This is a genomic window from Streptomyces sp. NPDC051677, assembly GCF_044453465.1.
Lineage (GTDB): Bacteria > Actinomycetota > Actinomycetes > Streptomycetales > Streptomycetaceae > Streptomyces.
This window is the reverse complement of sequence record NZ_JBITCT010000003.1, coordinates 201596-226181: the sequence shown is the minus strand read 5'-3', so window position 1 is coordinate 226181 and position 24586 is coordinate 201596. Positions and strand designations below refer to the sequence as shown.

The following is a 24586-nucleotide window of genomic DNA, read 5'->3' as shown; positions in this document are numbered from 1 at the left end:
GTGCCAAGAACGATTTGTATGAAAATCGTCCTGACTCGGAGGAATGCGCATGTCCAGCTCGACGCTCCCGCCCGCCCTCGGCTCCCGCCTCGGCGTCACGGCTCTCACCGTGCTCGCCGCGGCCGGATTCACCTGCCTCTCGGCCCCGACCGCCGTGGCCGTGGGGGAGGCCGGCGACATCAGGATCCACCGTGAGCAGGTACCCCCCGGCGTCTCCAAGGACGACCCGGTGGCCTGCCGGTTCTACCTCGACGCCGCCAACTTCGGCGAGCTGACCACCGTCGCCTACACCATCAAGGCGCGGCCCCCGGCGCCCGACACCGCCACGGTGAACGGCAACATCGCCCTCACCGACGGCGCCGGGCACACCGACACGCTGGGGCTGGCCGAGGGGTCGTACACGCTCGAGTGGAGCATCGCCGCCGCCCCGGGCGCCCCCGCGGTGCCCTCGCCCAAGGTGAAGGTCTTCAAGATCGACTGCAGGGAGAACCGGCGCGACGGGGCCAGGAACGAGAACCAGGGCCCGAACCGTCCGATCACCGACGACGGCCGTGAGGCCACCGCCTCCAACAGCCCGGGCGGCGGCCAGAACGGCGGCGGCCAGAACGGCCGGGGCCAGGACGACCGTCAGCAGGGCGGCGGCACGTGGAGCGGCGAGAAGGGCGGCCCCGAGGGCGGCGTCCACGCCGGCGGCGGCGGCCTCGCCGACACCTCCGCGTCCTTCACCCCGCTGGCCGGCGCCGCGGCCGTCGGGCTGGTGGCCGTGGGCTCAGTCGCGTACTTCCGACTGATCCGCCGGCGCAACCATGGCGCCGCGTAGGCGCGCACGCAGGCCCTGGTACCGGACTCGTGCCTTTCGCCTCACCAGGACGGCCGTGCTCGCGGTCGTCCTGGTGACGGTCGGAGTCCGGTGCGGCGGGCCCGACGCCCCGGTCGCACCGGCGCGGGCCGGCGCGGCGGCGTCCGACGGGACGCCCGCCGACGCGGCCCCCGGGGACGGCGCGGACGAAGCGGGCCGCAGCGCGAGCGAGAAGCCGTCCGAGCGGCCCAAGCCCCCTCCGCGCCCGCTGCCCCGGTCCCCGGCGACCACCCTGCGCGTGCCGTCCCTGGGCATCGAAGCGCCGATCGTGCCCCTGCGACTCGGCCCCGACCGGCACCTCGGCACCCCGCCCCTCGACAAGCCCAAGCTCGTCGGCTGGTACGCGGGCGGCCCCACCCCGGGGGAGCGGGGCACCGCCGTAGTCGTCGGGCACCGCGACACCAAGACCGGCCCCGCGGTCTTCGCCGCCCTTGCGCGCGTGCCCCGGGGCGCCCGGATCGAGGCCCGGCGCGCCGACGGCCGCACCGCCGTCTACACCGTCGACCGGGTGCGGGTCTTCGACAAGGCCACCTTCCCCGACAAGGAGGTGTACGGCCCGAGCAAGCGCCCCGAACTGCGCGTACTCACCTGCGGCGGCCTCTTCCGGCGGGCCACGGGATACACAAGCAACGTCGTCGTCTTCGCCCATCTGACGGCGACCCGCTGACCCGGCGCCCGTCGAATCAGGCAGTCCGGTTTCTCGCCCGAAGGACGGAAGCGTCCGATCCGGCCCCGTCTCTTTCCCCGGCTCCCGCAGCCGCCCCGCCGCCGGCGCCGCGAGGGCAGGGTCCTGGCCGGCTGCGGGATGGGGCGGGCGGTCTGCGGGCCGGCCCGGACGTGGTCCCGGACGAGCCGCCGGAGCGGGGCGCGCCGTCCGTGCCCGCCGAGCACCATCCCCGACTTCGATCTCCGGTACGGCATCGTCGGCATCGCCCACCTCTTCGTCTTCGACCGGCACGGCGACCGCATCAGCCCGGCCCCGGCGGGGCTGCCCGACCTGGACGGGTGCGGAGGCACTGGCGTCAGAAAACTAACGACGCTAGTTTGGGGCGCGGACGACGAGGACCGCTCGGAGGGAACGCGATGAAGGCACACGACGGCATCTACCTCGACGGCGCCTGGCGCCCGGCGGCGGGCCAGGACGTGATCGAGGTCGTCGACCCGGCCGTCGAGCAGGTGATCGCCCGTGTCCCGGCGGCCGGCGCCGAGGACGTCGACGCCGCCGTACGGGCCGCCCGCGCCGCGCTGCCCGCCTGGGCGGCCACGGCGCCCGCCGAGCGCGCCGCCCGGCTCGGCGCCCTCCGGGACGCCCTGGCGGCCCGGAAGGACGAGATCGCCGAGACGGTCACCGCCGAACTCGGCTCCCCTCTGGCCTTCTCCCAGGCGGTCCACGCGGCCCTGCCGATCGCGGTCGCGGGCTCCTACGCCGAGCTGGCCGCGACCCACCCCTTCGAGGAGCGGGTCGGCAACTCGACCGTCCACCACGAGCCGGTCGGCGTGGTCGGCGCGATCACCCCCTGGAACTACCCGCTGCACCAGATCGTCGCCAAGGTCGCCCCGGCCCTCGCTGCGGGCTGCACGGTGGTCCTGAAGCCCGCCGAGGACACCCCGCTCGTCGCGCAGCTGTTCGCGGAGGCGGTCCACGAGGCCGGCGTCCCGGCGGGTGTCTTCAACCTCGTCACGGGCCTCGGCCCGGTCGCCGGACAGGCCCTCGCCGAGCACCCCGGCGTCGACCTGGTCTCCTTCACCGGCTCCACGGCTGTGGGCAAGCGGATCGCCGCGACGGCCGGCGCCGCGGTCAAGAAGGTGGCCCTCGAACTCGGCGGCAAGTCCGCCAACGTCATCCTGCCGAGCGCCGACCTGGCCCGGGCGGTCAACGTCGGCGTCGCCAACGTGATGTCCAACTCCGGCCAGACGTGCAGCGCGTGGACCCGGATGCTCGTCCACCGCGACCAGTACGACACGGCGGTCGAGCTCGCCGCGGCGGCGGCCGGCAAGTACGGCGACCGCATCGGCCCGGTCGTGAGCGCCAAGCAGCGGGCGCGGGTGCGCGGTTACATCGAGCAGGGCGTGGCGGAGGGCGCCCGGCTGGTCGCCGGCGGCCCCGAATCCCCGCGCGAACAGGGCTACTTCGTCAGCCCCACCGTCTTCGCCGACGTCACGCCCGACATGGCCGTCGCCCAGGAGGAGATCTTCGGCCCGGTCCTGACCATCCTGCGCTACGAGGACGAGGAGGACGCCCTGCGGATCGCCAACGGCACGGTCTACGGGCTCGCGGGCGCCGTCTGGGCGGGCGACGAGGCGGAGGCGGTGGCCTTCGCCCGCCGGATGGACACCGGCCAGGTCGACATCAACGGCGGCCGGTTCAACCCCCTTGCCCCGTTCGGGGGTTACAAGCAGTCGGGCGTGGGCCGGGAGCTCGGCGCGCACGGCCTCACCGAGTACCTCCAGACCAAGTCCCTGCAGTTCTGACCGGTTCCAAGGAAGGCAGCCGACCATGGCCGTCCGCGCCGCCGTACTGCCCGCCATCGGGGCACCGCTGGAGATCACCGGGATCGAGCTCCCGGACCCGGGCCCCGGCCGGGTCCGGGTCCGGCTCGCCGCCGCCGGGGTCTGCCACTCCGACCTGTCCCTGTCCGACGGCACCATGCGGGTGCCCGTCCCGGCCGTCCTCGGGCACGAGGGCGCGGGCACGGTCGTCTCCGTCGGCGAGGGAGTCGAACACCTCGCGCCCGGCGACCAGGTCGTCCTCAACTGGGCGCCGTCCTGCGGGAGCTGCCACACCTGTTCGCTCGGCGAGGTCTGGCTGTGCGCCAACGCCCTGGGCGGAGCCGCCGAGGTGTACGCCCGCACGACCGACGGCAGGGACCTCCACCCGGGGCTGAACGTCGCCGCGTTCGCCGAGGAGACGGTCGTCCCGGCCTCCTGCGCGCTGCCCCTGCCCGACGGCATCCCCCTCACCGACGCGGCCCTCCTCGGCTGCGCGGTCCTCACCGGCTACGGCGCCGTCCACCACAGCGCGCGGGTCCTGCCCGGCGAGACGGTCGCCGTCTTCGGCGCCGGCGGAGTCGGCCTCGCCGCCCTCCAGGCCGCCCGGATCGCCGGCGCCTCGACGATCGTCGCCGTCGACGTCTCCCCGGCGAAGGAGGAGCTGGCGCGGGCGGCGGGCGCCACGGAGTACGTCGTCGCCTCCGCGGAGCCCGCCCAGACCGCCCGCGAGATCCGCGCCCTCACCGGCAAGCAGGGCGTCGACGTGGCGGTCGAGTGCGTGGGCCGCGCCGTCACCATCCGCACGGCCTGGGAGTCCACCCGGCGCGGCGGCCGCACCACGGTCGTCGGCATCGGCGGCAAGGACCAGCAGGTCACCTTCAACGCCCTGGAACTCTTCCACTGGGGCCGCACCCTCTCCGGCTGCGTCTACGGCAACTCCGACCCGGCGAAGGACCTGCCGGTCCTGGCGGACCACGTCCGCGCGGGCCGCCTCGACCTGACCGCCCTGGTGACGGACCGCATCGGCCTGGAGGACATCCCGGCGGCCTTCGACGACATGCTGGCGGGCAGGGGCGGACGGGCGGTGGTCACTTTCTGACGTTTCACACCGAGTCCGGGGCCACGGCACGCACGACGCGTTTCCTCGACCGCGACACCGCGACCCCCGCCAGACACAGCGCCCCGCCCGCCAGGGTGAGGAGCCCCGGCACCTCGCCCAGCACCAGCCACGACATCAGGACGACCAGCGCGGGCACCGCGTACGTGGTCGCTCCCATGCGGCTCGCGCTCGTCCGGGCCAGGGCGTACGCCCACGTGGTGAAGGCCAGCGCGGTCGGGAAGACGCCGAGGTAGACCATGTCGAGCGTCGCGGACAGCGGCGCCTCGGCCGCCTCGCGCACCAGCTGCCCGGCGAACGGCAGACACATCACCGCCCCGACCAGACACCCGAACGTCGTCACCTGCAGCGCGCTCGCCCGGCCCAGGGCGGGCTTCTGCGCGACGACCCCGCACGCGTAGCCGACGGCGGCGAGCAGGCACAGCACCACCCCGAGCACCGACGACCCGCCCCCGCCCGACATCGACAACCCCACCGTGACCGCGCCGGCGAACGACACCGCCATCCCCGCGAGCAGCCGCGGCGGCATCACATCACCGAGCAGCCGCGCGCCGAGCAACGCGACGAGGATCGGGCCGATGTTGACCACCAGGGCCGCCGTCCCCGCGTCCACCCGCTGCTCGCCCCAGTTGAGGGCGACCATGTAGAACCCGAACCACAGCACGCCCGACACGGCGATCCCACGCCACGCGGGCCTCGGCGGCCATCCCTCCCGCCGTACCGCCCAGATGACGCCCAGCACCACCCCGCCGCAGACCAGCCGCCCGAGCGCCAGCGCCCCCGGCGAGTACGCGTCGCCCGCACTGCGGATCGCCACGAACGCGGAGGCCCACAGCACGACGGTGACCGTGGCGGCCCCGGCGGCGAGCAACTCCGTACGGCGGGTGGGGCGGGTGGTCGTGGAGACGTTCATCATGCTCCTGAGGCTAGGAGGGAAGGGAAGACGAGGCTCGCGGATTTCGGACCGGCGCCCGGGGCGCGGTGATCAGTCCTCTGGCGGCCCGGCACGGCTCACCGCAGGGCGACCGCGTCGATGCCCAGCAGCTCTCCCAGCGCCCGCTCCCCCGACGGGGTCACCTTCACGGCGCGCTCCGAGCCGATGCGCACGCACCATCCCGTGTCGAGGGCATGCCGGCACAGGGCCGCGCCGGCGGCGCCCGCCAGGTGGGGACGGCGCTCGGTCCAGTCGAGGCAGGCCCGGGCGAGCGGTCGGCGGGTCCCGCGGTCGAGGGCGATGCCGGCCGCGTCGAACCAGCCGAGTCCCTCGTCCGTGAGGGCGAACCCCGTGTCCTGACGCAGCAGCCCGCGCGCGGTCAGCGCGTCGGTGACCGCGATGCCGAGCCGCCCGGCCAGGTGGTCGTAGCAGGTGCGGCCGCGGGCCATCGCCGACCCGGCACCCGCCTCCCGCAGACTGCGCGGCCGTACGACGTCACCGGGGCTCACCTGCGCGGCCAGGTCCTCGACCAGCTGTGCGGCCCGGGCGTCGGCGAGCCGCACGTACCGGTGCTGGCCCTGCCGTTCCTCGCTGATCAGTTCGCCCGCGACGAGCTTGCCCAGGTGCTCGCTCAGCGTCGACGCGGCGACGCCCGTGTGCCGCGCCAGCTCACTCGCGGTCCAGGCCCGCCCGTCGAGCAGCGCCAGCAGACACGCGGCCCGCGTCTCGTCGGCGATCAGCCCGGCGAGCCGGGCCAGCCGGGTTGCCTGGGGGTGCCTGGAGGTCATGCGTCCCAGCATGGGGCACGGACGCTTCGGCGTCGGCCGAAGTGTCTCAGGTGGGCCGCCGCACCTGCTCGTACTGCTGTGCGAGCCCGTCGAGGAGCGCCATGAGGCCCGTCTCGAACGCCCGTTCGTCGATCTTCTCCTGCTGCTCGGCGAGCAGGTGGGCCTGTCCCAGGTGCGGGTAGTCGGCGGGGTCGTAGGCGGTCCGGTCGTCGACGAAGCCCCCGGCGAACGAGCCGAGCGCGGAGCCCATGACGAAGTACCGCATCAGCGCGCCGATGGACGTGGCCTGCGAGGGCGGCCAGCCGGCGCGGACCATCGCGCCGTACACCGCGTCGGCGAGGCGCAGGCCGGCGGGACGGCGGCCGGGCCCCTGGGCGAGCACCGGGACGATGTTCGGGTGGTCGCGCAGGGCCGCGCGGTAGGAGACGGCCCAGTCGTGCAGCGCGGTCCGCCACGCTCGGCCGTCCTCGAACATCGACAGGTCGACCTGGGCGCTCACCGAGTCGGCGACGGCCTCCAGGATCTCGTCCTTCGTGCGGAAGTGGTTGTACAGCGAGGGCCCGCTCACCCCCAGTTCGGCGGCGAGCCGGCGCGTGGAGACGGCGGCCAGGCCCTCCGCGTCCACGAGCGTCCGTGCGGTCTCGACGATCAGGTCGGTGCTGAGGAGGGGCTTGCGCGGTCGGGCCATGGCGCTCATAGTAGGGCTGCGCAACAGAAACTAGCAGTGCTAATTTAATGGACGACTTTCCGGTGTGAGGTGATCTCGTGGTGAACCTGGGGCTCAGCGAGGAGCAGACCGCCGTCCGGCGGCTTGCCAAGGAGTTCGTGGACCGCGAGATCGCCCCGCACGTCGTCGCCTGGGACCGTGCGGAGGACGTCGACCGGTCCATCGTGAAGAAGCTCGGCGAGGTCGGCTTCCTCGGCCTGACCATCGACGAGGAGTACGGCGGCTCGGGCGGCGACCATCTCGCGTACTGCCTGGTCACGGAGGAGCTGGGGCGCGGGGACTCGTCCGTGCGTGGGATCGTCTCCGTCTCGCTGGGGCTCGTCGCCAAGAGCGTCGCGGCGTGGGGGAGCGAGGAGCAGAAGCGGCGCTGGCTGCCGGGGCTGACGTCCGGCGCCTCCGTCGGCTGCTTCGGGCTGACCGAGCCCGGCACCGGCTCGGACGCCGGGAACCTCTCGACCCGGGCGGTGCGGGAGGGCGACGAGTACGTCGTCAACGGCACGAAGATGTTCATCACGAACGGCACCTGGGCGGACGTCGTGCTGCTGTTCGCCCGGTCGACCGACGCGCCGGGGCACAAGGGGGTCTCCGCCTTCCTCGTGCCGACCGACACGCCGGGGCTGAGCCGCCGCACCCTGCACGGCAAGCTCGGTCTGCGGGGCCAGGCGACGGCCGAACTGGTGCTCGACGACGTCCGGGTGCCCGCCTCCGCGATGCTGGCGCCCGAGGGGAAGGGGTTCTCCGTCGCCATGTCGGCGCTGGCCAAGGGGCGGATGTCGGTGGCGGCCGGCTGCGTCGGCATCGCGCAGGCCGCCCTGGACGCGGCGGTGCGGTACGCGGGGGAGCGGGAGCAGTTCGGCAAGCCCATCGCCCGGCATCAGCTGGTGCAGGAGCTGATCAGTGACATCGCGGTCGACGTCGACGCGGCTCGGCTGCTGACCTGGCGGGTCGCCGATCTCATCGACCGGGGGCTGCCGTTCGCGGTGGAGTCCTCCAAGGCCAAGCTCTTCGCCTCCGAGGCGGCGGTGCGTGCCGCCAACAACGCCCTCCAGGTCTTCGGGGGGTACGGCTACATCGACGAGTACCCGGCGGGCAAGCTCCTGCGTGACGCCCGGGTGATGACCCTCTACGAGGGCACCAGTCAGATCCAGAAGCTGCTCATCGGGCGGGCGTTGACGGGGGTCTCGGCGTTCTGAGTACCTTCTGAGTAGGGGGACGGATGGTGGGGGCGGTCTCGCCCGGCGAGGCTTCCCCCATGAGTGAGACACCCGTCAAGCAGAGCACCGCCGCCTTCTACGGCCAGGCGGTCGCGTCCTTCGCCGTCGCCATGGCGGCCACCGCCATCGGCATCTTCAAGCTGAACGCCGACGCCTGGGTGCGGGGCTTCCTCGCGATCGCCGTCCTGTACCTCGTCACGTCCGCGTTCACCCTGGCCAAGGTGATCAGGGACAAGCAGGACGCGGCGGGCCGGGTGTACAGCCCCTTCGAGAAGCTCTGACCCTTCGGGAGGCTCTGAGCGGGCGGGCTAAGCGAGCGCTCAGGTTCGGCGGTATGGTGGAGCTCCTGTACCGAGAGGGGCGAGTCAGCGATGAGTACGGCGGAGGAGACGGCCGGCGGCGAGATCGAGCCGTGGGAAGAGGTCACCCCTGACGCGGCCCGGCGGCTGCTCGTCGCCGCCGTGGAGGCCTTCGCCGAGCGCGGCTACCACGCGACGACGACCCGGGACATCGCGGGCCGGGCCGGGATGAGCCCGGCCGCCCTCTACATCCACTACAAGACCAAGGAAGAGCTGCTGCACCGCATCAGCCGGATCGGTCACGACCGGGCGCTGGACATCCTGCGCACGGCGGCCGCCGGCGAGGGCGACGCCACCCGGCGGCTCGCGGAGGCCGTGAGCTCCTTCGTCCGCTGGCACGCCGGGCGGCGCACCACGGCGCGGGTCGTCCAGTACGAACTGGACGCGCTCGGTCCCGAAGCCCGCGCGGAGATCCTCGACCTGCGTCGGCAGGTGGACGCCGAGGTGCGCGGGATCATCGAGGAGGGCGTGGCGAGCGGCGAGTTCGACGTGCCGGACGTGCGGGGGACGACGTTGGCGGTGCTGTCCCTGTGCATCGATGTGGCCCGTTGGTTCAACGTCAACGGGTCCCGTACGCCTGACGAGGTCGGCGCGTTGTACGCCGACCTCGTGCTGCGGATGGTGGGTGCGGCGAAGTGAGCCCGCCCGCACCGGGGGCTTACAGGTAGTACCGGGACACGGACTCCGCCACGCACACCGGCTTGTCCCCGCCGTCGCGTTCCACCGTGAAGGCGACGGTGACCTGGACGCCGCCCGGTACGTCGTCGACGCCGGTGATCGTCGCGGTGGCGCGCAGGCGTGAGCCCACGGGGACGGGGGACGGGAAGCGCACCTTGTTCGTCCCGTAGTTGACGCCCATCTTCACGCCCTCGACATTGATCAGCTGGGGGCCGAAGAGCGGCAGCAGGGAGAGGGTGAGGTAGCCGTGCGCGATGGTGGTCCCGAACGGGCCGGCGGCGGCCTTCTCCGGGTCGACGTGGATCCACTGGTGGTCGCCGGTGGCCTCCGCGAACAGGTCGATCCGTTTCTGGTCGACCTCCAGCCAGTCGGTGTGGCCCAGCTGCTCGCCCACCGCCGCCTTCAGCTCCTCGGCGGATGTGAAGATCCTCGGCTCTGCCATGTGTCTCGGCCCTCTCGTGCGGCGTCATGCTCTCTGCTAAGCGACTGCTTAGCATGCTAGCGGATGCGGCCGGTAGGGTTCGAGGGGTGCCGCAGATTCCCGAGAAGATCCATGAGCTCACGGTCGGCCAGCTCGCCGCGCGCAGCGGCGCCGCCGTTTCCGCCCTGCACTTCTACGAGTCAAAAGGCCTGATCAGCAGTCGGCGCACCGCCGGCAACCAACGGCGGTACCACCGGGACACGCTGCGGCGGGTCGCCTTCGTGCGGGCGGCGCAACGGGTCGGGATTCCCCTGGCCACCATTCGTGCGGCCCTCGCCGAACTTCCCGAGGAGCGCACGCCGACCCGTGCGGACTGGGCCCGGCTGTCGGAGGCTTGGCGTGCGGAGCTGGACGAGCGCATCAAGCAGCTCAACCGGCTGCGCGATCACCTCACGGACTGCATCGGCTGCGGGTGTCTGTCCCTCGCCACGTGCGTGCTGTCCAATCCGGACGACGTGTTCGGCGAACGGGCCTCCGGGTCACGGCTGTTGGTGGAGCGGCAGCCTGCGCGTGAGCGCGCCTGTCGGGAGTGCTGAGAGCGCCAGAGCGCCAGAGCGCCAGAGCGCCAGAGCGCCAGAGCGCCGGAGCGCCTTGGCGCGGTGGGTGGGTCGGGGTCGCGGTGGTGCGGCGAGCCCGTCGCGTGTTGGGCGTACGGCTGTCTGTTTCACCGTGGGGTTGGCTGTGACGGGCTGAGCGACGGGCCGCCGCACCACCGCGACCCGCTCCCGGTGCGTCGGCGGCCTCGGGAGCGTTGTGGTGTTTTTTACTCGTACTCGGTGCCGCCTTTTCGGGTCAGGTAGGCGCCGCTTACTGCCTTGGCGATCGCTCGGCCGCCGGTTGTCGGGCTGTAGCGCTCGGTCGAGGGGCGGATCACCACTCCCTCGCGCAGGTGCAGTTCGCGGCCGGACATCGTTTCTCGGCCGGTGGCGAGGGTGAGGATGTGGGCGCTGTCGTACGGGCCCTCGAAGAGGCGGGGGACCAGGGGGAGTTCGCCGGTCAGGAGGTCGGAGGCGTCGAGCCAGTGGATTTCGCCGTCGATCTCTGCCGACACGTCGAACACCGCGTAGCCGAGGGTGTCGCTGCGGCCGTCCGCTCCGTAGGTCAGGTCCTGCACGCCCGCGCCGTAGACCTCGCCGAAGACGCCGATGCGGCGGGCGCCGAGCCGGGAGGCCAGGCGGGCTGCCGTCTCGGCGACGCCGTGGCCGCGGATCGCCCGCCAGTACAGGTTGCGCGGGTCCTCCACCAGGGCGAGGGACTTCGCGCCGAAGCCCTTCGAGGAGACGTGGACGCGGTCGTCGTCCGCCATATAGGTCAGCAGGCAGGCCGAGCCGTGCAGTTTCTCCGTCACGACCACTCGTTCGCCGGGTTCGAAGATGCCGGGATAGCGCTGGATGTTCTCGATGTCGACCCACGGCAGGAGGTCGGGGGCGGCTTCGACGTCGCCGTTCATGGTCGGGGGGATCGGCGGGACCCACTTGACGATGCCGAGACGTTCCGCGAAGTCGGCGCCCTCCGCCGCCGCCTGCGCCAGGTCGACGTCGGCCAGCGCCTTCGGCCGGCACACGATGCCCTGGGACAGCTCGCCCCGCAGCCGCACCGCCTTGACCCGGTCCGACCTGCTGCCCGCCAGCCGCCCGGTCAGCCCCAGCTCCTCGACCAGCTCGGTGGGCAGCACCGACTGCTCGGGGATGTAGAGGGCGGCGTCGCCGGTGCGGTACGCGCCCTTGGCGACCACGGCCCGGTACAGGCCGACCTGGGCCAGTTCGAGGGCGTCGGCGTTGGGGTGCTCGTGGACCGTCAGCACTTCTGCGGTGACGCGCAGCGTCGACATCGGGGCTCCTTCAGGGAGTCGGGGGGTCTGTGGTCATCGACCCCCACTGTCCCCGGCTGGAAAAGGGTGGAGCGACCCGATTTGCGACTGGTAGCGTTCCCGGGCTCTTCCCGACTCGCCGGCGAAACGGGGGGTGCGGCATCCCCGGCGCACCCCCGCCGTGCTCTCAGGGCGGCCCGCGTCGGCCGTCCTTGGGCAGAGCTCAGGCTGGTGTCAGGCCGACACCAGCAGGCGTCCGCGCCTGGCGTACGCCAGGGCCTCGGCCGTGAGTACGGGGCGCGGGACGAGAATTCCGCAGTCCGCGCAGACCGGACCCGCCGACGGTTCGTGATCCAGGTCGTACTTCCACGGCAGCCGCTCGCCGCCGCACACCGGGCAGCCCGAGCCCGGGTCGCGCTCCAGTGCGGCGATCAGCCTGCGCAGTACCTCGGCCAGCGGCTCACGGGGGTGCAGCCGCGGGTCGTCGCACCAGGCGACACCGAAACCGCCCCAGGTCAGCCGGTGCCAGTCGTCCACACTGCCGGGCCTGCGCAGCCCGTCGTGCTTCTCCTTCTTGCGGCGCTCGGCGAACTCGACCTCGTAGGCCAGCCACACGGCCCGCGCCTCCTCCAACTCGTCCAACGCGGCCACGAGCCGCGCCGGGTCGGGGGAGCGGTCCTCGGGTCCGAACCCGGCCCGCGAGGACAGGTGGTCCCAGGTCGCCCGGTGCCCGTAGGGGGCGAACCGCTCAAGGCACTTGCGCAGGGAGTACCGCCGCAGCGCCAGATCGCAGCGGGGGTCTCGCACCTGTCTCGCCAGACTCCGGAAACCGGCCATCGCCTTGCACCTCCGTCACATCTGCACCTGCACTTCGGTCACTTCGGCGTCGTCGTACGGACGTCGTCGAATAGACGTATCGACACGCGATTCGGCTCCATCCGATTTCCGATGACCTCCCGGTCCGCTGTGGCGACTCTGAAAAGTGACGCATGTTCATCTTCAATCCCGGGGATACCGGCGGTAACCTTCCGCCGACCCCCGTCGCTAGGAGCAGCCGATGCCACGGCGAACCCCCCGTACCACTCTCGACAGACTGAGAACTCCCGGCAGATTCCCCGGGTTCCTGAAGACCGCATCCGTATGCGCTCTGATTGCCGGTCTTTTGTCGCCCCTTTCCCAAGTTGCGGTTGCCGCCGAGGCCACGACCGCCAACGACTACTGCGGCGGACAGTGTTCCGACATCCTGCCGCCCGGCGAGAACGGCAACGCCACCCTCGCGCAGGTCCTCCTCAACCAGGCCTTCGGCACCCAGCCCGACCACGCCGAGGACCAGCTCGGCCCCTACGCCAACCTGGCCAAGGGCTACTCGACGCTCACCAACGCCACGATCAACACGTTCTTCAACGACGCGTCGTTCGGCGTGCCTTCCGATCAAGTCGCCTCCACCCTGAGCCCCGCGGGCCGCAGCGACGTGACGATCGTCCGCGACAAGAAGACGGGCGTGCCGCACATCACCGGTACCACCAGATACGGCACCGAGTTCGGCGCCGGGTATGCGGCGGCCCAGGACCGGCTGTGGCTCATGGACGTCTTCCGGCACGTCGGCCGGGGACAGCTCACCGCCTTCGCGGGCGGCGACCCCTCCAACCAGGGTCTGGAACAGCAGTTCTGGCGCAACGCTCCGTACACCGAGGCAGACCTCCAGGCCCAGATCGACAACGCCATCGCCACCAACGGCGCCCGCGGCAAGCAGGCTCTCGACGACGCCAACGCCTACCTGGCCGGCGTCAACGCCTATATCGACGCCTCCGACAGCGGCCGCTACTTCCCCGGTGAATACGTCCTGACCGGCCACAAGGACTCAATCACCAACGCCGGCAGCATCGATCACTTCAAGATCACCGACCTGGTGGCGCTCGGCTCGGTCATCGGCGCGCTCTTCGGCTCCGGGGGCGGCGGCGAGGTCAACAACGCGATCTCGCTGCTCGCCGCGCAGGAGAAGTACGGCGTGACACAGGGCACCCAGGCCTGGGAGGCGTTCCGCGAGCGCAACGATCCCGAGGCCGTCCTCACCGTCCACAACGGCGAGAGCTTCCCGTACGCCGCCAAGCCCGCGAGCCCGCAGGGCGAGGCGCTGCCCGACGCCGGCTCGGTGACCGCGGAGCCGCTGATCTACGACGCCACGGGCACCGGGGCCGCCGCGAGCGCCACCGCGGCCTCCGCCAAGGCGACCGCGACCGCCCTCAGTTCGGCCAGGCGGGGCATGTCCAACGCCCTCGTGGTGAGCGGGAAGGCCACGGCCAGTGGTCACCCCATCGCCGTCTTCGGGCCGCAGACCGGCTACTTCGCCCCGCAGCTGCTCATGCTGCAGGAGATCCAGGGGCCCGGCATCAGCGCACGCGGCGCCTCGTTCGCGGGGCTGAGCATGTACGTCGAACTCGGCCGCGGCCAGGACTACGCGTGGAGCGCCACGACCTCCGGCCAGGACATCATCGACTCCTACGCGGTCGAACTGTGCCAGGACGACTACCACTACCTGTACCACGGCGTCTGCACGGCGATGGACGTCGTCGAACAGAAGAACGCCTGGAAGCCGACCACCGCCGACGGCACCGCGGCCGGTTCGTACACGATGCGCGTCTACCGCACCAAGTACGGACCCGTGGAGTCCCGGGCGACCGTGGGCGGCAAGAAGGTCGCCTACACCACCCTGCGCTCGTCGTACATGCACGAGGCCGACTCGATCATCGGCTTCCAGATGCTGAACGACCCGGACTACGTCAAGAGCCCGCAGACCTTCCAGAGCGCGGTGCAGCACATCAACTACACCTTCAACTGGTTCTACGCCGACTCCACGCACACCGCCTACTACAACAGCGGCAACAACCCGGTGCGCGCGAGCGGCGTCGACGCCGAGTTCCCGGTGTGGGCGCAGGCGGCCTACGAGTGGAAGAACTGGGTGCCGGCCACCAACACGGCGGAGTACACCCCGGCCTCGGCGCACCCCAACTCCATCGACCAGGACTACTACATCTCCTGGAACAACAAGCAGGCCAAGGACTACGCGACGGCCTCCTGGGGCGACGGGTCCGTGCACCGCGGCAACCTGCTGGAGGACCGGGTGAAGAAGCTGGTCGCGGCCGGCGGCGTCACGCGTGCCTCGCTGACGAAGGCGATGGCGGAGGCGGCGCTCGTGGACCTGCGCGCCGAGGACGTCCTGCCCGACCTGCTGAAGGTGATCAACAGTTCCACCGTCACCGACACCACGGCCGCGGCCGCGGTGACCAAGCTGCAGACCTGGCTGACGGCGGGCGGCAAGCGCACGGAGACCACGGCCGGTTCGAAGACGTACGCCGACGCCGACGCGATCCGCATCCTGGACGCCTGGTGGCCGCTGCTGGTCAAGGCCGAGTTCGAACCCGGTCTCGGCACCGGCCTGTACACGGCGTTCACCGCCAACCTGCCCGTCGACGAGTCCCCGTCGGCCGCCCACGGCCCGACCGGGGCGCACGCCGGAAGCTCCTTCCAGTACGGCTGGTGGAGCTATGTCGACAAGGACATCCGGGCCGTGCTCGGGGAGAGCGTGCAGGGCGGGCTGACGCAGAAGTACTGCGGCGGCGGCACCCTCAGCGGCTGCCGGGACGTCCTGATCAGCACGCTGAAGACGGCGGCCGGCAAGACAGCGGCCCAGGTCTACCCCGGCGACGCCCTGTGCGCGGCGGGCAACCAGTGGTGCGCCGACTCGATCGTCCAGCGCACCCTGGGCGGCATCAAGCACGGCAACATCAGCTGGCAGAACCGACCCACCTTCCAGCAGGTGGTGGAGTTCACCTCACACCGGTAGGCCGTGAGCGGCGGCGGGGCGCGTCCTAACGGATCCGGCCCGCCGCCAGCACCAACCGCGCCAGTTCGGGGTGCACGATGTCGCTGTGCGCCCCGGACGGCGCCCCGCCGCGCCGGACCACGGCCGCCGCGTCCACGTTCACGCAGCCCGATGCAGGCAGGGGAGCGGCCAGCGCTTCGGCGAGGGTGCACGCGCGGGTGCCCGGTACCGCCTGCACCCCGTCGTGCCCCATCGCACCCCACTTGGCGCCCAGCGCGGCCCCGATGCCGAACTCCTCGACCGCCCCTCGTGCGTCGCCCGCCATCCGGGAGGCCAGCGGGTACATCGTGCCCAGCGCCGCGTCGAAGGAGGAGTAACAGCACACCAGGGGGCCGTCGATGCGGTTCTGCTGGCCCTGGAGGAGCCCTCCCGCGCGCGCGTCGTGCGGCAGCCTGGTCGCGAAGGCGTAGTGCGAGAAGGCGCCCTGGAGCAGCGTCACCGACTTCACCGTGCGCACCCCCTCGGGCAGCCCGCGCAGCGCGAACGACACCAGCCGCCCGCCGAAGCTGTGCCCCACCAGGTGCACGCGGACGCCGGGCGCCACGCTCGCCAGTCGGCCGACGAACGGACCGAGTCCCCGTTCGCCCACCGTCCCCGCACGCCGCTTCATCGCGTAGTACGTCGCCTGACGCAGCAGCTCGTGCGCCCCGTCCCACGGGTTGGGGAGGCTGAACTCCTCGGCGCCACCAGGGGATTCGAGTCCGGCCAGGGCTCGCGCGAACTCCTCGCAGGCCGTCGCCGTCGACCCGGTGAACATCTCCGGCTCGTCCTGCGGCACCCCCTCCGCCAGGGTGTCCGCCGCGAACAACGCCTGCGGTCCCGGCGGCACCACGTCCACCAGCAGCCGCACCAGCCGCCCGAACTCCTCCAGCTCGGCCTCCTCGGGCGGCCGCTGCTCCAGCATCCGCGCGATCTGGTCGACGACCGTGGCCCGGCCGGGGAAGGTCTCCAGGAGGGCGTGCCGGGTGTCCTCGTCCAGCGCCGGGCAGCGCGCGGGGTCGGCGGCCACGGACCGCGGGATGTCGGGGATCGGCTCGTCCGAGAACCGCATCGACGGCCATACGACGCCTACGTAACCGATCTTCGCGGCCGGGGCGAGCGCGGGGATCGGGTCGAAGAAGCGGCTGTAGAGCCGGGTCGCGCCGGAGCGGTCGCTGTTCCAGCCGTGCGAGAAGACGATCAGGTCATGGACGCCGTGCCGTTTCACGTCGCTCAGCAGCCGGTCCCGCCGGCCGCCGTCGACGTCCCCGTCGGCGTCGAAGGTCAGCTCCCAGTAGGGAGTCACGCTCATCGCAGGATCCGCCATGACAGGCCCCCTCGTCCCCCGAAGCAGTGCGCCGAGTGCGCGCATCGTCCTGCCAACAGGCGCGATTGGCCATACGTCACGCAGCCGACCCTTTCCCGATACATACCGACCGGTTAGTCTGGCGCTCGAGCCGAATCGCTTCGTGTCGAAGGAGACCGATGGTGGGAGCCGTGCAGGATGCCGGGGTCGTCGTGACCGGAGCGGGAGGCGGGATCGGGGCCGCGCTGGCCCGCCGCTTCGCCGCCGAGGGGGCCCGGGTCGTCGTCAACGACCTGGACGCCGGGCGGGCGCAGGCCGTCGCCGACGAGATCGGCGGGATCGCGGTCCCCGGGGACGCCGCCGGCATCGTCGAGCAGGCCCGGGACGCGCTCGGCGGCGCCGTCGACGTGTACTGCGCCAACGCCGGGGTCGCCTCGGGCGGCTCGGAGGCGGCCGACCCGGCCGTGTGGGCACTGGCCTGGGACGTCAACGTCATGGCTCATGTCCGGGCGGCCCAGGCGCTGCTGCCCGAGTGGCTGGAGCGCGGCCGGGGGCGGTTCGTCTCCACCGTGTCGGCGGCCGGGCTGCTCACCATGATCGGCGCGGCCCCCTACAGCGTCACCAAGCACGGCGCCTACGCGTTCGCCGAGTGGCTGTCGCTGACCTACCGCCACCGGGGGATCAGCGTCCACGCGATCTGTCCCCAGGGTGTGCGCACCGACATGCTGGACGCCACCGGCAGCGCGGGCGACCTGGTGCTCAAGCCGACCGCGATCGAGCCGGCGGACGTCGCGGACGCCCTGTTCAGGGGGATCGCGGAGGATCGTTTCCTGATCCTGCCGCACCCGGAGGTCGCCGGGTACTACCAGGTGCGGGCCGCCGACCCCGACCGCTGGCTGACCAACATGAACCACCTTCAGCAGAAGTGGGAGGCCGCCGAGTGACCACGCCTGCCTCCCGATACGCGGCCAAGCCCTGGCTGGCCCTCCTCGACGACGCCCAGCGCGCCCCGATCGACCCGGCCGACTCCCTCGTGCACGCCTTCCGCAGGTCCGTCGCCGAGGCCCCCGACCGCACCTGCCTCGCCTACTTCGACGGACGGCTCAGCTATCGCGAGGTGGACGAGCTCAGCGACTCCGTCGCCGGTCACCTCGCCGCCCGCGGCCTTCGGCGCGGCGACCGGGTCGCCGTCCTGCTGCAGAACTCCCCGCACTTCGTCCTCGCCCTGCTGGGCGCCTGGAAGGCGGGCGCGACGGTCGTGCCCGTGAACCCGATGTACAAGTCGGGGGAGGTCGCCCATGTGCTGCGGGACGGCGAGGTGGCCGCGCTGATCTGCTCCGACCGGGCCTGGGACGGGTATCTGCGGGACACGGCCGCGAACTCGCCGGTGCGGATCGTGCTCACCGGCTGCGAGCTGGACTTCCAGACCGGCGGCGACGCGCGCGTGCTGACGTTCGAGCGGCTGCCGCAGGCCGCGGACGCCGACGATCTGACGGCCGTCGCCCGCGCGGGGCACAAGGCGCCCGAGGGCCGCGCGGCCGCCCCCGCCGACATCGCCCTGATCAGCTACACCTCGGGCACCAGCGGGGCCCCCAAGGGCGCTGCCAACACGCACGGCAACATCATGTTCAACGCCGAGCGGCAGCGCACCGGGCTGCCCCTGCCCGAGGCGCCCGTGTACTACGCGCTCGCGCCCCTGTTCCACATCACCGGCCTGGTCTGCCAGCTCGGCGCCTGTCTCAACAGCGCGGGCACGCTCGTGCTGACGTACCGCTTCGAGGCGGGCGTGGTGCTGGAGGCGTTCGCCGAGCACCGGCCGAACTACACGGTCGGCCCGTCCACCGCCTTCATGGCGCTGGCCGCCCATCCCGCCGCCACCCGGGAGCACTTCTCCTCCTTCGTGAACATCTCCTCGGGCGGCGCGCCGGTGCCGCCGGCTCTGGTGGAGAAGTTCCGGGCCGGCTTCGGGCCGTACATCCGCAACGGCTACGGGCTCACCGAGTGCACGGCGCCCTGCGCCTCCGTCCCGCCGCAGCTGGAGGCGCCGGTCGATCCGGCTTCGGGGACCCTCGCCGTCGGTCTTCCCGGGCCCGACACCGTCGTACGCATCGTCGACGAGCAGGGCGCGGAGGCGCCCTTCGGCGAGCAGGGGGAGATCGTCGTCCGGGGGCCGCAGGTCGTGCCCGGTTACTGGCGGCGGCCCGAGGCCACCGCCGAGACCTTCCCCGACGGCGAGCTGCGGACCGGTGACATCGGGTTCATGGACGAGCAGGGCTGGCTGTACGTCGTCGACCGCAAGAAGGACATGATCAACGCGTCCGGCTTCAAGGTGTGGCCGCGCGAGGTCGAGGACGTGCTGTACACCCATCCGGCGGTGCGCGAGGCGGCCGTCGTCGGGGTGCCGGACGGGTACCGCGGGGAGACCGTGAAGGCGTACATCAGCCTGCGTCCGGGGGCCGACGCGGATGCCGGTACGCTCGCCGCCTACTGCAAGGACAGACTGGCGGCCTACAAGTACCCGCGCCAGGTGGAGATCCTGCCCGACCTGCCCAAGACGGCGAGTGGGAAGATCCTCCGTCGGGAACTGCGTTCCCGCGTGCAGGACGGTCAGTAGCGCGAAGTCAGTGATGCATCGAGGAAGGCAGGTGGCGGCAGTGCCCAGGACGACGGACGGTGCGGAGGCTCCTGTTCCGCAACGGCTCCTTGCCGCCGCCACCCGGCTCTTCGCCGAGCAGGGCTACGACCGCACCTCGGTGCAGGAGATCGTCGAGGCGGCCGGCGTCACCAAGGGGGCCCTGTACCACTACTTCGGCTCCAAGGACGATCTGCTGCACGAGGTGTACGCGCGCGTGCTGCGCGTCCAGCAGGAGCGGCTGGACGCCTTCGCGAACGCCGACGAGCCGATCGAGAAGCGGCTGCGGGGCGCGGCGGCGGACGTCGTCATCACGACGATCGAGAACCTCGACGACGCGATGATCTTCTTCCGCTCGATGCACCACTTGAGCTCCGAGAAGAACAAGCAGGTCCGTGCCGAGCGCCGACGCTACCACGAACGCTTCCGCGCGCTCGTGGAGGAGGGCCAGCAGGCCGGTGTCTTCTCCGCGGCGACCCCGGCCGACCTGGTCGTGGACTACCACTTCGGGTCGGTGCACCACCTGTCGACCTGGTACCGCCCGGACGGTCCGATGAGCCCGCAGGAGGTCGCCGATCACTTGGCCGACCTGCTGCTGCGGGCCCTGCGCCCCTGACTCGCCCTTACCCGGAGTTCACCGTTCCGCTGTTGACGCTTCACCCCCGCGCCATGATCCGATCGTACGTTGACGCGCGCCATGAGCTGATCATGCCAAAGCGGGGGAGTGTGAACGGATGTCGAGTGGTGGCAGAAAACGGCCGAGAGCCGGCCGTGGGGCGGTATTCGGCCTAGGGGTCGCCCTGGTGGCCGGGCTGTTGCAGATGGGAGCGGTCCCGACGGCGACTGCCCGGCCGCAGACCGGCGCGCCGGCCGCGAAGAGCGGGACGGCAAGCGGGACGACAAGCGGCGCGGGCGTCGCGTCCGCGGCCTCCGAGGAGGAGGCCATCGCGGCAGCGAAACGATCCGGCAAGAGCGTCGAGGTGGCCTCGCTGCGCGGGGAGAGCAGCGATGTGTACGCCACCGCGGACGGCCACCTGGAGGCGCGGGAGTACCTGCGCCCGGTGCGGACCCGGATCAACGGCGGCTGGCAGGCGATCGACACCGCGCTGGCCAAGGCCGACGGCGGCATGGTCGCGCCCAAGGCGGCCACCGTCGGCCTGGAGTTCTCCGGCGGCGGCACGGGCCGCCCGCTGGTGCGCCTGGAGCGGGCGGGCCGCACGCTCGAACTCTCCTGGCCCGGCGCCGTGCCCGCACCGCGACTCGACGGCGACACGGCCGTCTACCCCGACATCCTGCCGGACGTGGACCTGCGCCTCGGGGCGCGCCCCGACGGCTTCACCCAGCTCCTCGTCGTCAAGTCGGCCGAGGCCGCGCACAGCAGCGCGCTCGCCGAGCTGCGGCTGAAACTGAACGCCGACGGCATGGCCGTGGCCGAGACGCCGACCGGCGGCCTCAGGGCCGTCGACAAGGGCGCGGGCGGAGTCGTCTTCGAGGCGCCCACCCCCGTGATGTGGGACTCCAGCCCGGTCGCCGAGGGCGCAGCACCGGCCACCGCCTCCGCCGACCGCGCGAGCGCCCGGACGACGACCCGGACGGGGGCCGCTTCCGCCGTGACGACGGCCCTCGCCCGCACCGCCGCCCGGACGGCGACGGCAGCCACGGACGCGCCGACCGTCCCGGCAGCCGGCGCCGAGGACGAGCCCACCGCCGCGGAGTCCGGTCGGGTCGAGCGCGTCGGCGTCGACGTCGCCGCCGGCCAGGACGCCCTCGTCCTCACCCCGGACAAGGCGCTGCTGAACGGCTCCGACACCGTCTACCCCGTCTACATCGACCCGCAGTGGTACTCGCCCAAGGCCACCTCCTGGACCATGGTGTCCCGGTACTGGGCGAGCTCCCCGCAGTGGAAGTTCAACGGCGACCCCGACGCGGGCCTCGGCTACTGCGGCTGGGACTACTGCGCCCCCTACGACGTGAAGCGGCTCTTCTACCAGATCCCGACCACGAAGTTCGCCGGCCGGTCCATCCTGTCCGCGGAGTTCGTCGTCCGGGAGACCCACGCGGCCTCCTGCCAGAAGCGCGAGGTCCAGCTCTGGCGGACGAAGGGCATCTCCTCGTCCACGACCTGGAACAGCCAGGACAACTCCGACTTCTGGATCGACCGGCTCAAGACCGTCAGCTTCGCCTACGGCGCCGACGGCTGCGCCGCCGCCGACGCGGAGTTCGACGTGAAGGACGCCGTCGCCGACGCCGCCGCCAAGAAGTGGTCCAGCATCACCCTCGGCATGCGCGCCAGCGACGAGGGCGACCGCTACACCTGGAAGCGGTTCTCCGACGACGCCTACCTGCGCGTGCGCTACAACCGCGCACCGAACAAGATCACCCTCTCCCAGCTCACCATGAGCCCGGGCGGCCCCTGCGTGGCCTCCGACAAGATGGTGCGCATCCGCTCCGCCGCGACGATCCGCGCCAACGACGTCACGGACCCCGACGGGGACGCCGTCTCCGTGCAGTTCCAGGCGTCCTGGGACGCGGGCGACGGCGCCGGCTGGAAGGCCCGCTGGACCTCGGCCAGGACCACCAGCAAGAAGAGCGGCTCCGACTTCTCGCTCCCGCTGCCCAGCAGCATCCCCAAGAACAAGCACGTCGAGTGGCACGTCCACTCCTACGACGGCGCCCAGTGGTCCGCCTGGAGCTACACCGGCTCCCATGGCTGCCACTTCATGTACGACACCTCCGTGCCGGTCGGACCCACCATCAGCTCCGCACAGTACGGCGCGTCCGACCCCGAGAACCCGGACGACCCCTGGTGGGACGGCGTCGGACGGTACGGCACCTTCTCCGTCGACACCACCTCCACCGACGTCACCAAGTACTGGTTCGGCGTCAACGCGGCGCCCAGCAGCGCCAACGTGCTGACCACCTCGGGCGGCGGCGTCAAGACGATCTCGTTCATGCCGACGAAGCCGGGCGTCAACTTCATCACCGCGCAGGCCTTCGACGCGGCCGGCAACGGCTCCGAGCCCACCACCTACACCTTCCGGGTCCGCTCCGGCCAACCCGAGCGGCTGGCCTGGCAGATGGACGAGAACGCCGGGGCTAGCGCCGCGGCCGGGGCGGGCGGCGACTGGCCGGCCACCCTGCACGGGGCCACACCCGGCGGGCCCGGCGTCTCCGGAGCGGGCCTGTCGTTCAACGGGACCGACGACTACGCCGCCACCGACTCCCCGGTCCTCAACACCGGCAAGAGCTTCTCGGTGTCGCTGTGGGCCAAGCTGCCCGGCGCCGACCCGGGCCACCCCAGCGTCGCGCTGTCCCAGCCCGGCCAGAACCACAGCGGCTTCGAGATCTACTACTCCTCGGCGCTGGGCGGCTGGGTCTTCCTGCGGCACGCCGACGACGCCTCCTCCGGCGGCACGGCCTCCCGGGCCGTCCAGCCCGCCTGCGCCGCCGGCGACACCGCGTGCACCACGGCCCGCCTCGGCGAGTGGACCAACCTGGTCGGCGTCTTCGACAACCCCAACCACCAGATCAGGCTGTACGTGGCCGGCAAGCTCGTCGGCAGCGCCGCGTTCACCACCCCCTGGGACGCCCGGGGCGGCACCATCCTGGGCGCCGGCAAGCACTACGGCACGCTCGCCGACTTCTTCCCCGGCTCGCTCGACGAGGTCCAGCTCTTCGACTACCAGCTGACGGACGCCCAGGTCACCAAGCTCGCCGCGAAGCAGCCCGTCGACACCGGCCGGGCGGCCAAGCTGGTCTGGCCGCTGGACGAGACCGACCCCGCGGCCACCGCCGTGACCGGCCGCGGCCAGGCCACCGACGCCGTCCTCAAGGGCGGCGCCACCGCCGGCGCCGCCGGTGTCAACGGACGTGCCCTGACGTTCGACGGCGTGGACGACTACGCCACCACCGGCCGCCCGGTCCTGGACACCTTCCAGAGCTTCGCGGTCTCGGCCTGGGTGCGGCTGCCCAAGGACAAGGAGGCCCGGTCCATGATCGCGGTCTCCCAACTCGGCTCCGTACGAAGGAGTTTCGAGCTCTACCACTCCTCGGCGCTGGGCGGCTGGGTCTTCACCCGGCCGGAGGCCGACACCGCGGACGCGGCCCTGGTCCGCGCCACCCAGACCGTCTGCGCCGCGAACACCAACTGTGCGGCGGGCCGGTTCGGCGAGTGGAACCAGGTGGTGGGCGTCTACGACGCCGACGCCGGCAAGCTCCTGCTCTACGTCAACGGCGTCCTGCAGGCCAGCTCCGCCTTCACGAGCCGCTGGTCCTCCGAGGGACCGCTCACCATCGGCAGCGGCCTCACCACGGCCGGGGCCGTGAGCAGCCCCCTCAAGGGCGACACGGACGACGTCCGGCTGTTCGACCGGGCCGTGTCCGCCGACGAGGTGCGTCAGCTGTTCAAGCAGCGTCCGCTGGTCGGCGCCCGCTGGAAGTTCGAGTCGGCCGCCGGCAGCCCGCAGATCACCCCGGACGCCTCCGCCACCGGCGCGGGCATGACCCTGTACAACGGGGCCGCGACCGGTTCCGGCTGGGTGGACGGCGGTCTGACGCTGGACGGCGTCGACGACTACGCGGCCACCGCGACCGGCGTCCCGACCGTCGACACCAGCGCCAGCTTCACCGTCAGCGGCTTCGTCCAGGCCGCGGCCCAGCCCACCGGGAACGTCACCCTGCTCAGCGCACCCGGCACGACCAAGAGCGCCTTCGCGGTCCGGTATGTGCCAGGCTCCGGCGGCGCCGACCCGGGACGCTGGCGCATCGAGACCGCCGACGCCGACAGCTCCACCGCCACCGCCACCCAGGTGGAGAACGGACAGTTCTACAGCGTCCAGGACTGGACCCACCTGGCGGTCGTCTACGACGGGTTCGCCCGCGACCTGCGGCTCTACGTCAACGGCGAGCTCCAGGACGTCGCCTGCGCCGACGCCGACGAGAACGGCGAGCCCGATATGGCGGGCTGCACGGACATCGACTCGTCCGGCGAGAACGTCGTGACGTTCAAGGCCGCGCAGAACCTCCAGCTCGGCCGCGCCAAGACCGGTGCCACCACCTGGGGCGAGTACTTCCCGGGCACCGTGTCGGACCTGTGGACCTTCCAGGGTGCGCTGAGCGACGCGCAGATCAGCCGGCTCGCGGTCGGCATGCCGGGCGTGGCGACCGTCGTACCCGGCGACGACTGATCCCGTCCGTCCACCCATCCCCCGCGACGCCCGGCCCCGCACGAAGGGCCGGGCGTCGCGGGGCGACCCCGCTCCACCCACCCGGCCGTGGACCACGAGGGATGACCATGAGACCCGAACCACGCGGACTTCTCCGCCTTCTG

Annotated in this window: 20 protein-coding genes; 13 read left to right on the top strand and 7 right to left on the bottom strand. The window is 72.2% G+C overall.

From position 1 onward, the window contains the following. The first annotated feature begins 49 nt into the window (after positions 1-49). From ACIBAF_RS05405 to ACIBAF_RS05390, 4 genes are all read left to right on the top strand, one after another. Positions 50-820 carry a hypothetical protein gene (locus tag ACIBAF_RS05405; protein ID WP_399461767.1) on the top strand — a complete coding sequence of 257 codons (771 nt, stop codon included), beginning with the start codon at positions 50-52 and terminating at the stop codon, positions 818-820. Continuing rightward, positions 807-1526, top strand: coding sequence for a class F sortase (locus ACIBAF_RS05400; protein ID WP_399461766.1), 720 nt, complete (start codon positions 807-809; stop codon positions 1524-1526). Before ACIBAF_RS05405 ends, ACIBAF_RS05400 begins: the two co-directional genes overlap by 14 nt. Positions 1527-1942: 416 nt before the next feature. Further along, positions 1943-3331 carry an aldehyde dehydrogenase family protein gene (locus ACIBAF_RS05395; protein WP_399461765.1) on the top strand — a complete coding sequence of 463 codons (1389 nt, stop codon included), beginning with the start codon at positions 1943-1945 and terminating at the stop codon, positions 3329-3331. Between the two features lie 25 nt (positions 3332-3356). Next, complete coding sequence (locus ACIBAF_RS05390; protein WP_399461764.1) at positions 3357-4448, top strand: Zn-dependent alcohol dehydrogenase; 1092 nt, start codon at positions 3357-3359, stop codon at positions 4446-4448. Positions 4449-4452: 4 nt separating this feature from the next. Here ACIBAF_RS05390 and ACIBAF_RS05385 read toward each other — a convergent pair whose 3' ends face one another. From ACIBAF_RS05385 to ACIBAF_RS05375, 3 genes are all read right to left on the bottom strand, one after another. Continuing rightward, positions 4453-5379, bottom strand: coding sequence for a DMT family transporter (locus ACIBAF_RS05385; protein WP_399461857.1), 927 nt, complete (start codon positions 5377-5379; stop codon positions 4453-4455). A gap of 98 nt (positions 5380-5477) precedes the next feature. Further along, a complete protein-coding gene (locus ACIBAF_RS05380; protein ID WP_399461763.1) occupies positions 5478-6200 on the bottom strand; it encodes an ArsR/SmtB family transcription factor in 723 nt (240 codons plus the stop codon). 34 nt (positions 6201-6234) lie between these two features. Continuing rightward, positions 6235-6876 carry a TetR/AcrR family transcriptional regulator gene (locus tag ACIBAF_RS05375; protein WP_399461762.1) on the bottom strand — a complete coding sequence of 214 codons (642 nt, stop codon included), beginning with the start codon at positions 6874-6876 and terminating at the stop codon, positions 6235-6237. An 80-nt stretch (positions 6877-6956) separates the two neighbouring features. Between ACIBAF_RS05375 and ACIBAF_RS05370 the strand changes: the two genes are divergently transcribed. The 3 genes from ACIBAF_RS05370 (at position 6957) to ACIBAF_RS05360 (ending at position 9127) form a co-directional block, all read left to right on the top strand. After that, positions 6957-8108: an acyl-CoA dehydrogenase family protein gene (locus ACIBAF_RS05370; RefSeq protein ID WP_399461856.1), complete on the top strand. Its 1152-nt coding sequence runs from the start codon at positions 6957-6959 to the stop codon at positions 8106-8108. A gap of 59 nt (positions 8109-8167) precedes the next feature. Continuing rightward, entirely contained in the window at positions 8168-8410 is a 243-nt protein-coding gene (locus ACIBAF_RS05365; protein ID WP_079663292.1) for a YiaA/YiaB family inner membrane protein, read from the top strand. 90 nt (positions 8411-8500) lie between these two features. Further along, the gene (locus ACIBAF_RS05360) at positions 8501-9127 is read left to right on the top strand and encodes a TetR/AcrR family transcriptional regulator (RefSeq protein ID WP_399461761.1); all 627 of its coding nucleotides are present in this window, start codon (positions 8501-8503) and stop codon (positions 9125-9127) included. A gap of 19 nt (positions 9128-9146) precedes the next feature. Here ACIBAF_RS05360 and ACIBAF_RS05355 read toward each other — a convergent pair whose 3' ends face one another. Beyond that, positions 9147-9608, bottom strand: coding sequence for a MaoC family dehydratase (locus ACIBAF_RS05355; RefSeq protein ID WP_399461760.1), 462 nt, complete (start codon positions 9606-9608; stop codon positions 9147-9149). 86 nt (positions 9609-9694) lie between these two features. On the opposite strand from ACIBAF_RS05355, the gene soxR reads away from it, so the two are divergent. Beyond that, positions 9695-10183: a redox-sensitive transcriptional activator SoxR gene (gene soxR / locus ACIBAF_RS05350; protein WP_399461758.1), complete on the top strand. Its 489-nt coding sequence runs from the start codon at positions 9695-9697 to the stop codon at positions 10181-10183. Between the two features lie 227 nt (positions 10184-10410). On the opposite strand, the gene ACIBAF_RS05345 is transcribed toward soxR, so the two are convergent. Both ACIBAF_RS05345 and ACIBAF_RS05340 read right to left on the bottom strand, forming a co-directional pair. Continuing rightward, a complete protein-coding gene (locus ACIBAF_RS05345) occupies positions 10411-11478 on the bottom strand; it encodes an RNA ligase (ATP) (protein WP_399461757.1) in 1068 nt (355 codons plus the stop codon). Positions 11479-11691: 213 nt separating this feature from the next. After that, entirely contained in the window at positions 11692-12294 is a 603-nt protein-coding gene (locus ACIBAF_RS05340; RefSeq protein WP_399461756.1) for a hypothetical protein, read from the bottom strand. Between the two features lie 220 nt (positions 12295-12514). Here ACIBAF_RS05340 and ACIBAF_RS05335 point away from each other — a divergent pair, with 220 nt between their 5' ends. Beyond that, complete coding sequence (locus tag ACIBAF_RS05335) at positions 12515-15301, top strand: penicillin acylase family protein (protein WP_399461755.1); 2787 nt, start codon at positions 12515-12517, stop codon at positions 15299-15301. A gap of 25 nt (positions 15302-15326) precedes the next feature. Here the strand turns inward: ACIBAF_RS05335 and ACIBAF_RS05330 are convergent, their stop codons facing one another. Continuing rightward, positions 15327-16646, bottom strand: a complete 1320-nt coding sequence (locus tag ACIBAF_RS05330; RefSeq protein WP_399461753.1) for a serine-threonine protein kinase — start codon at positions 16644-16646, stop codon at positions 15327-15329. A gap of 158 nt (positions 16647-16804) precedes the next feature. Here ACIBAF_RS05330 and ACIBAF_RS05325 point away from each other — a divergent pair, with 158 nt between their 5' ends. From ACIBAF_RS05325 to ACIBAF_RS05310, 4 genes are all read left to right on the top strand, one after another. After that, positions 16805-17569 carry an SDR family oxidoreductase gene (locus ACIBAF_RS05325; protein WP_399461752.1) on the top strand — a complete coding sequence of 255 codons (765 nt, stop codon included), beginning with the start codon at positions 16805-16807 and terminating at the stop codon, positions 17567-17569. Continuing rightward, positions 17566-19239, top strand: coding sequence for a class I adenylate-forming enzyme family protein (locus ACIBAF_RS05320; protein ID WP_399461751.1), 1674 nt, complete (start codon positions 17566-17568; stop codon positions 19237-19239). Before ACIBAF_RS05325 ends, ACIBAF_RS05320 begins: the two co-directional genes overlap by 4 nt. A gap of 40 nt (positions 19240-19279) precedes the next feature. Beyond that, positions 19280-19873 carry a TetR/AcrR family transcriptional regulator gene (locus ACIBAF_RS05315; protein ID WP_399461750.1) on the top strand — a complete coding sequence of 198 codons (594 nt, stop codon included), beginning with the start codon at positions 19280-19282 and terminating at the stop codon, positions 19871-19873. A gap of 187 nt (positions 19874-20060) precedes the next feature. Then, positions 20061-24443 (top strand): LamG domain-containing protein, encoded by a 4383-nt coding sequence (locus ACIBAF_RS05310; protein ID WP_399461749.1) that lies wholly within the window; start codon positions 20061-20063, stop codon positions 24441-24443. The last annotated feature ends 143 nt before the right edge of the window (positions 24444-24586 follow it).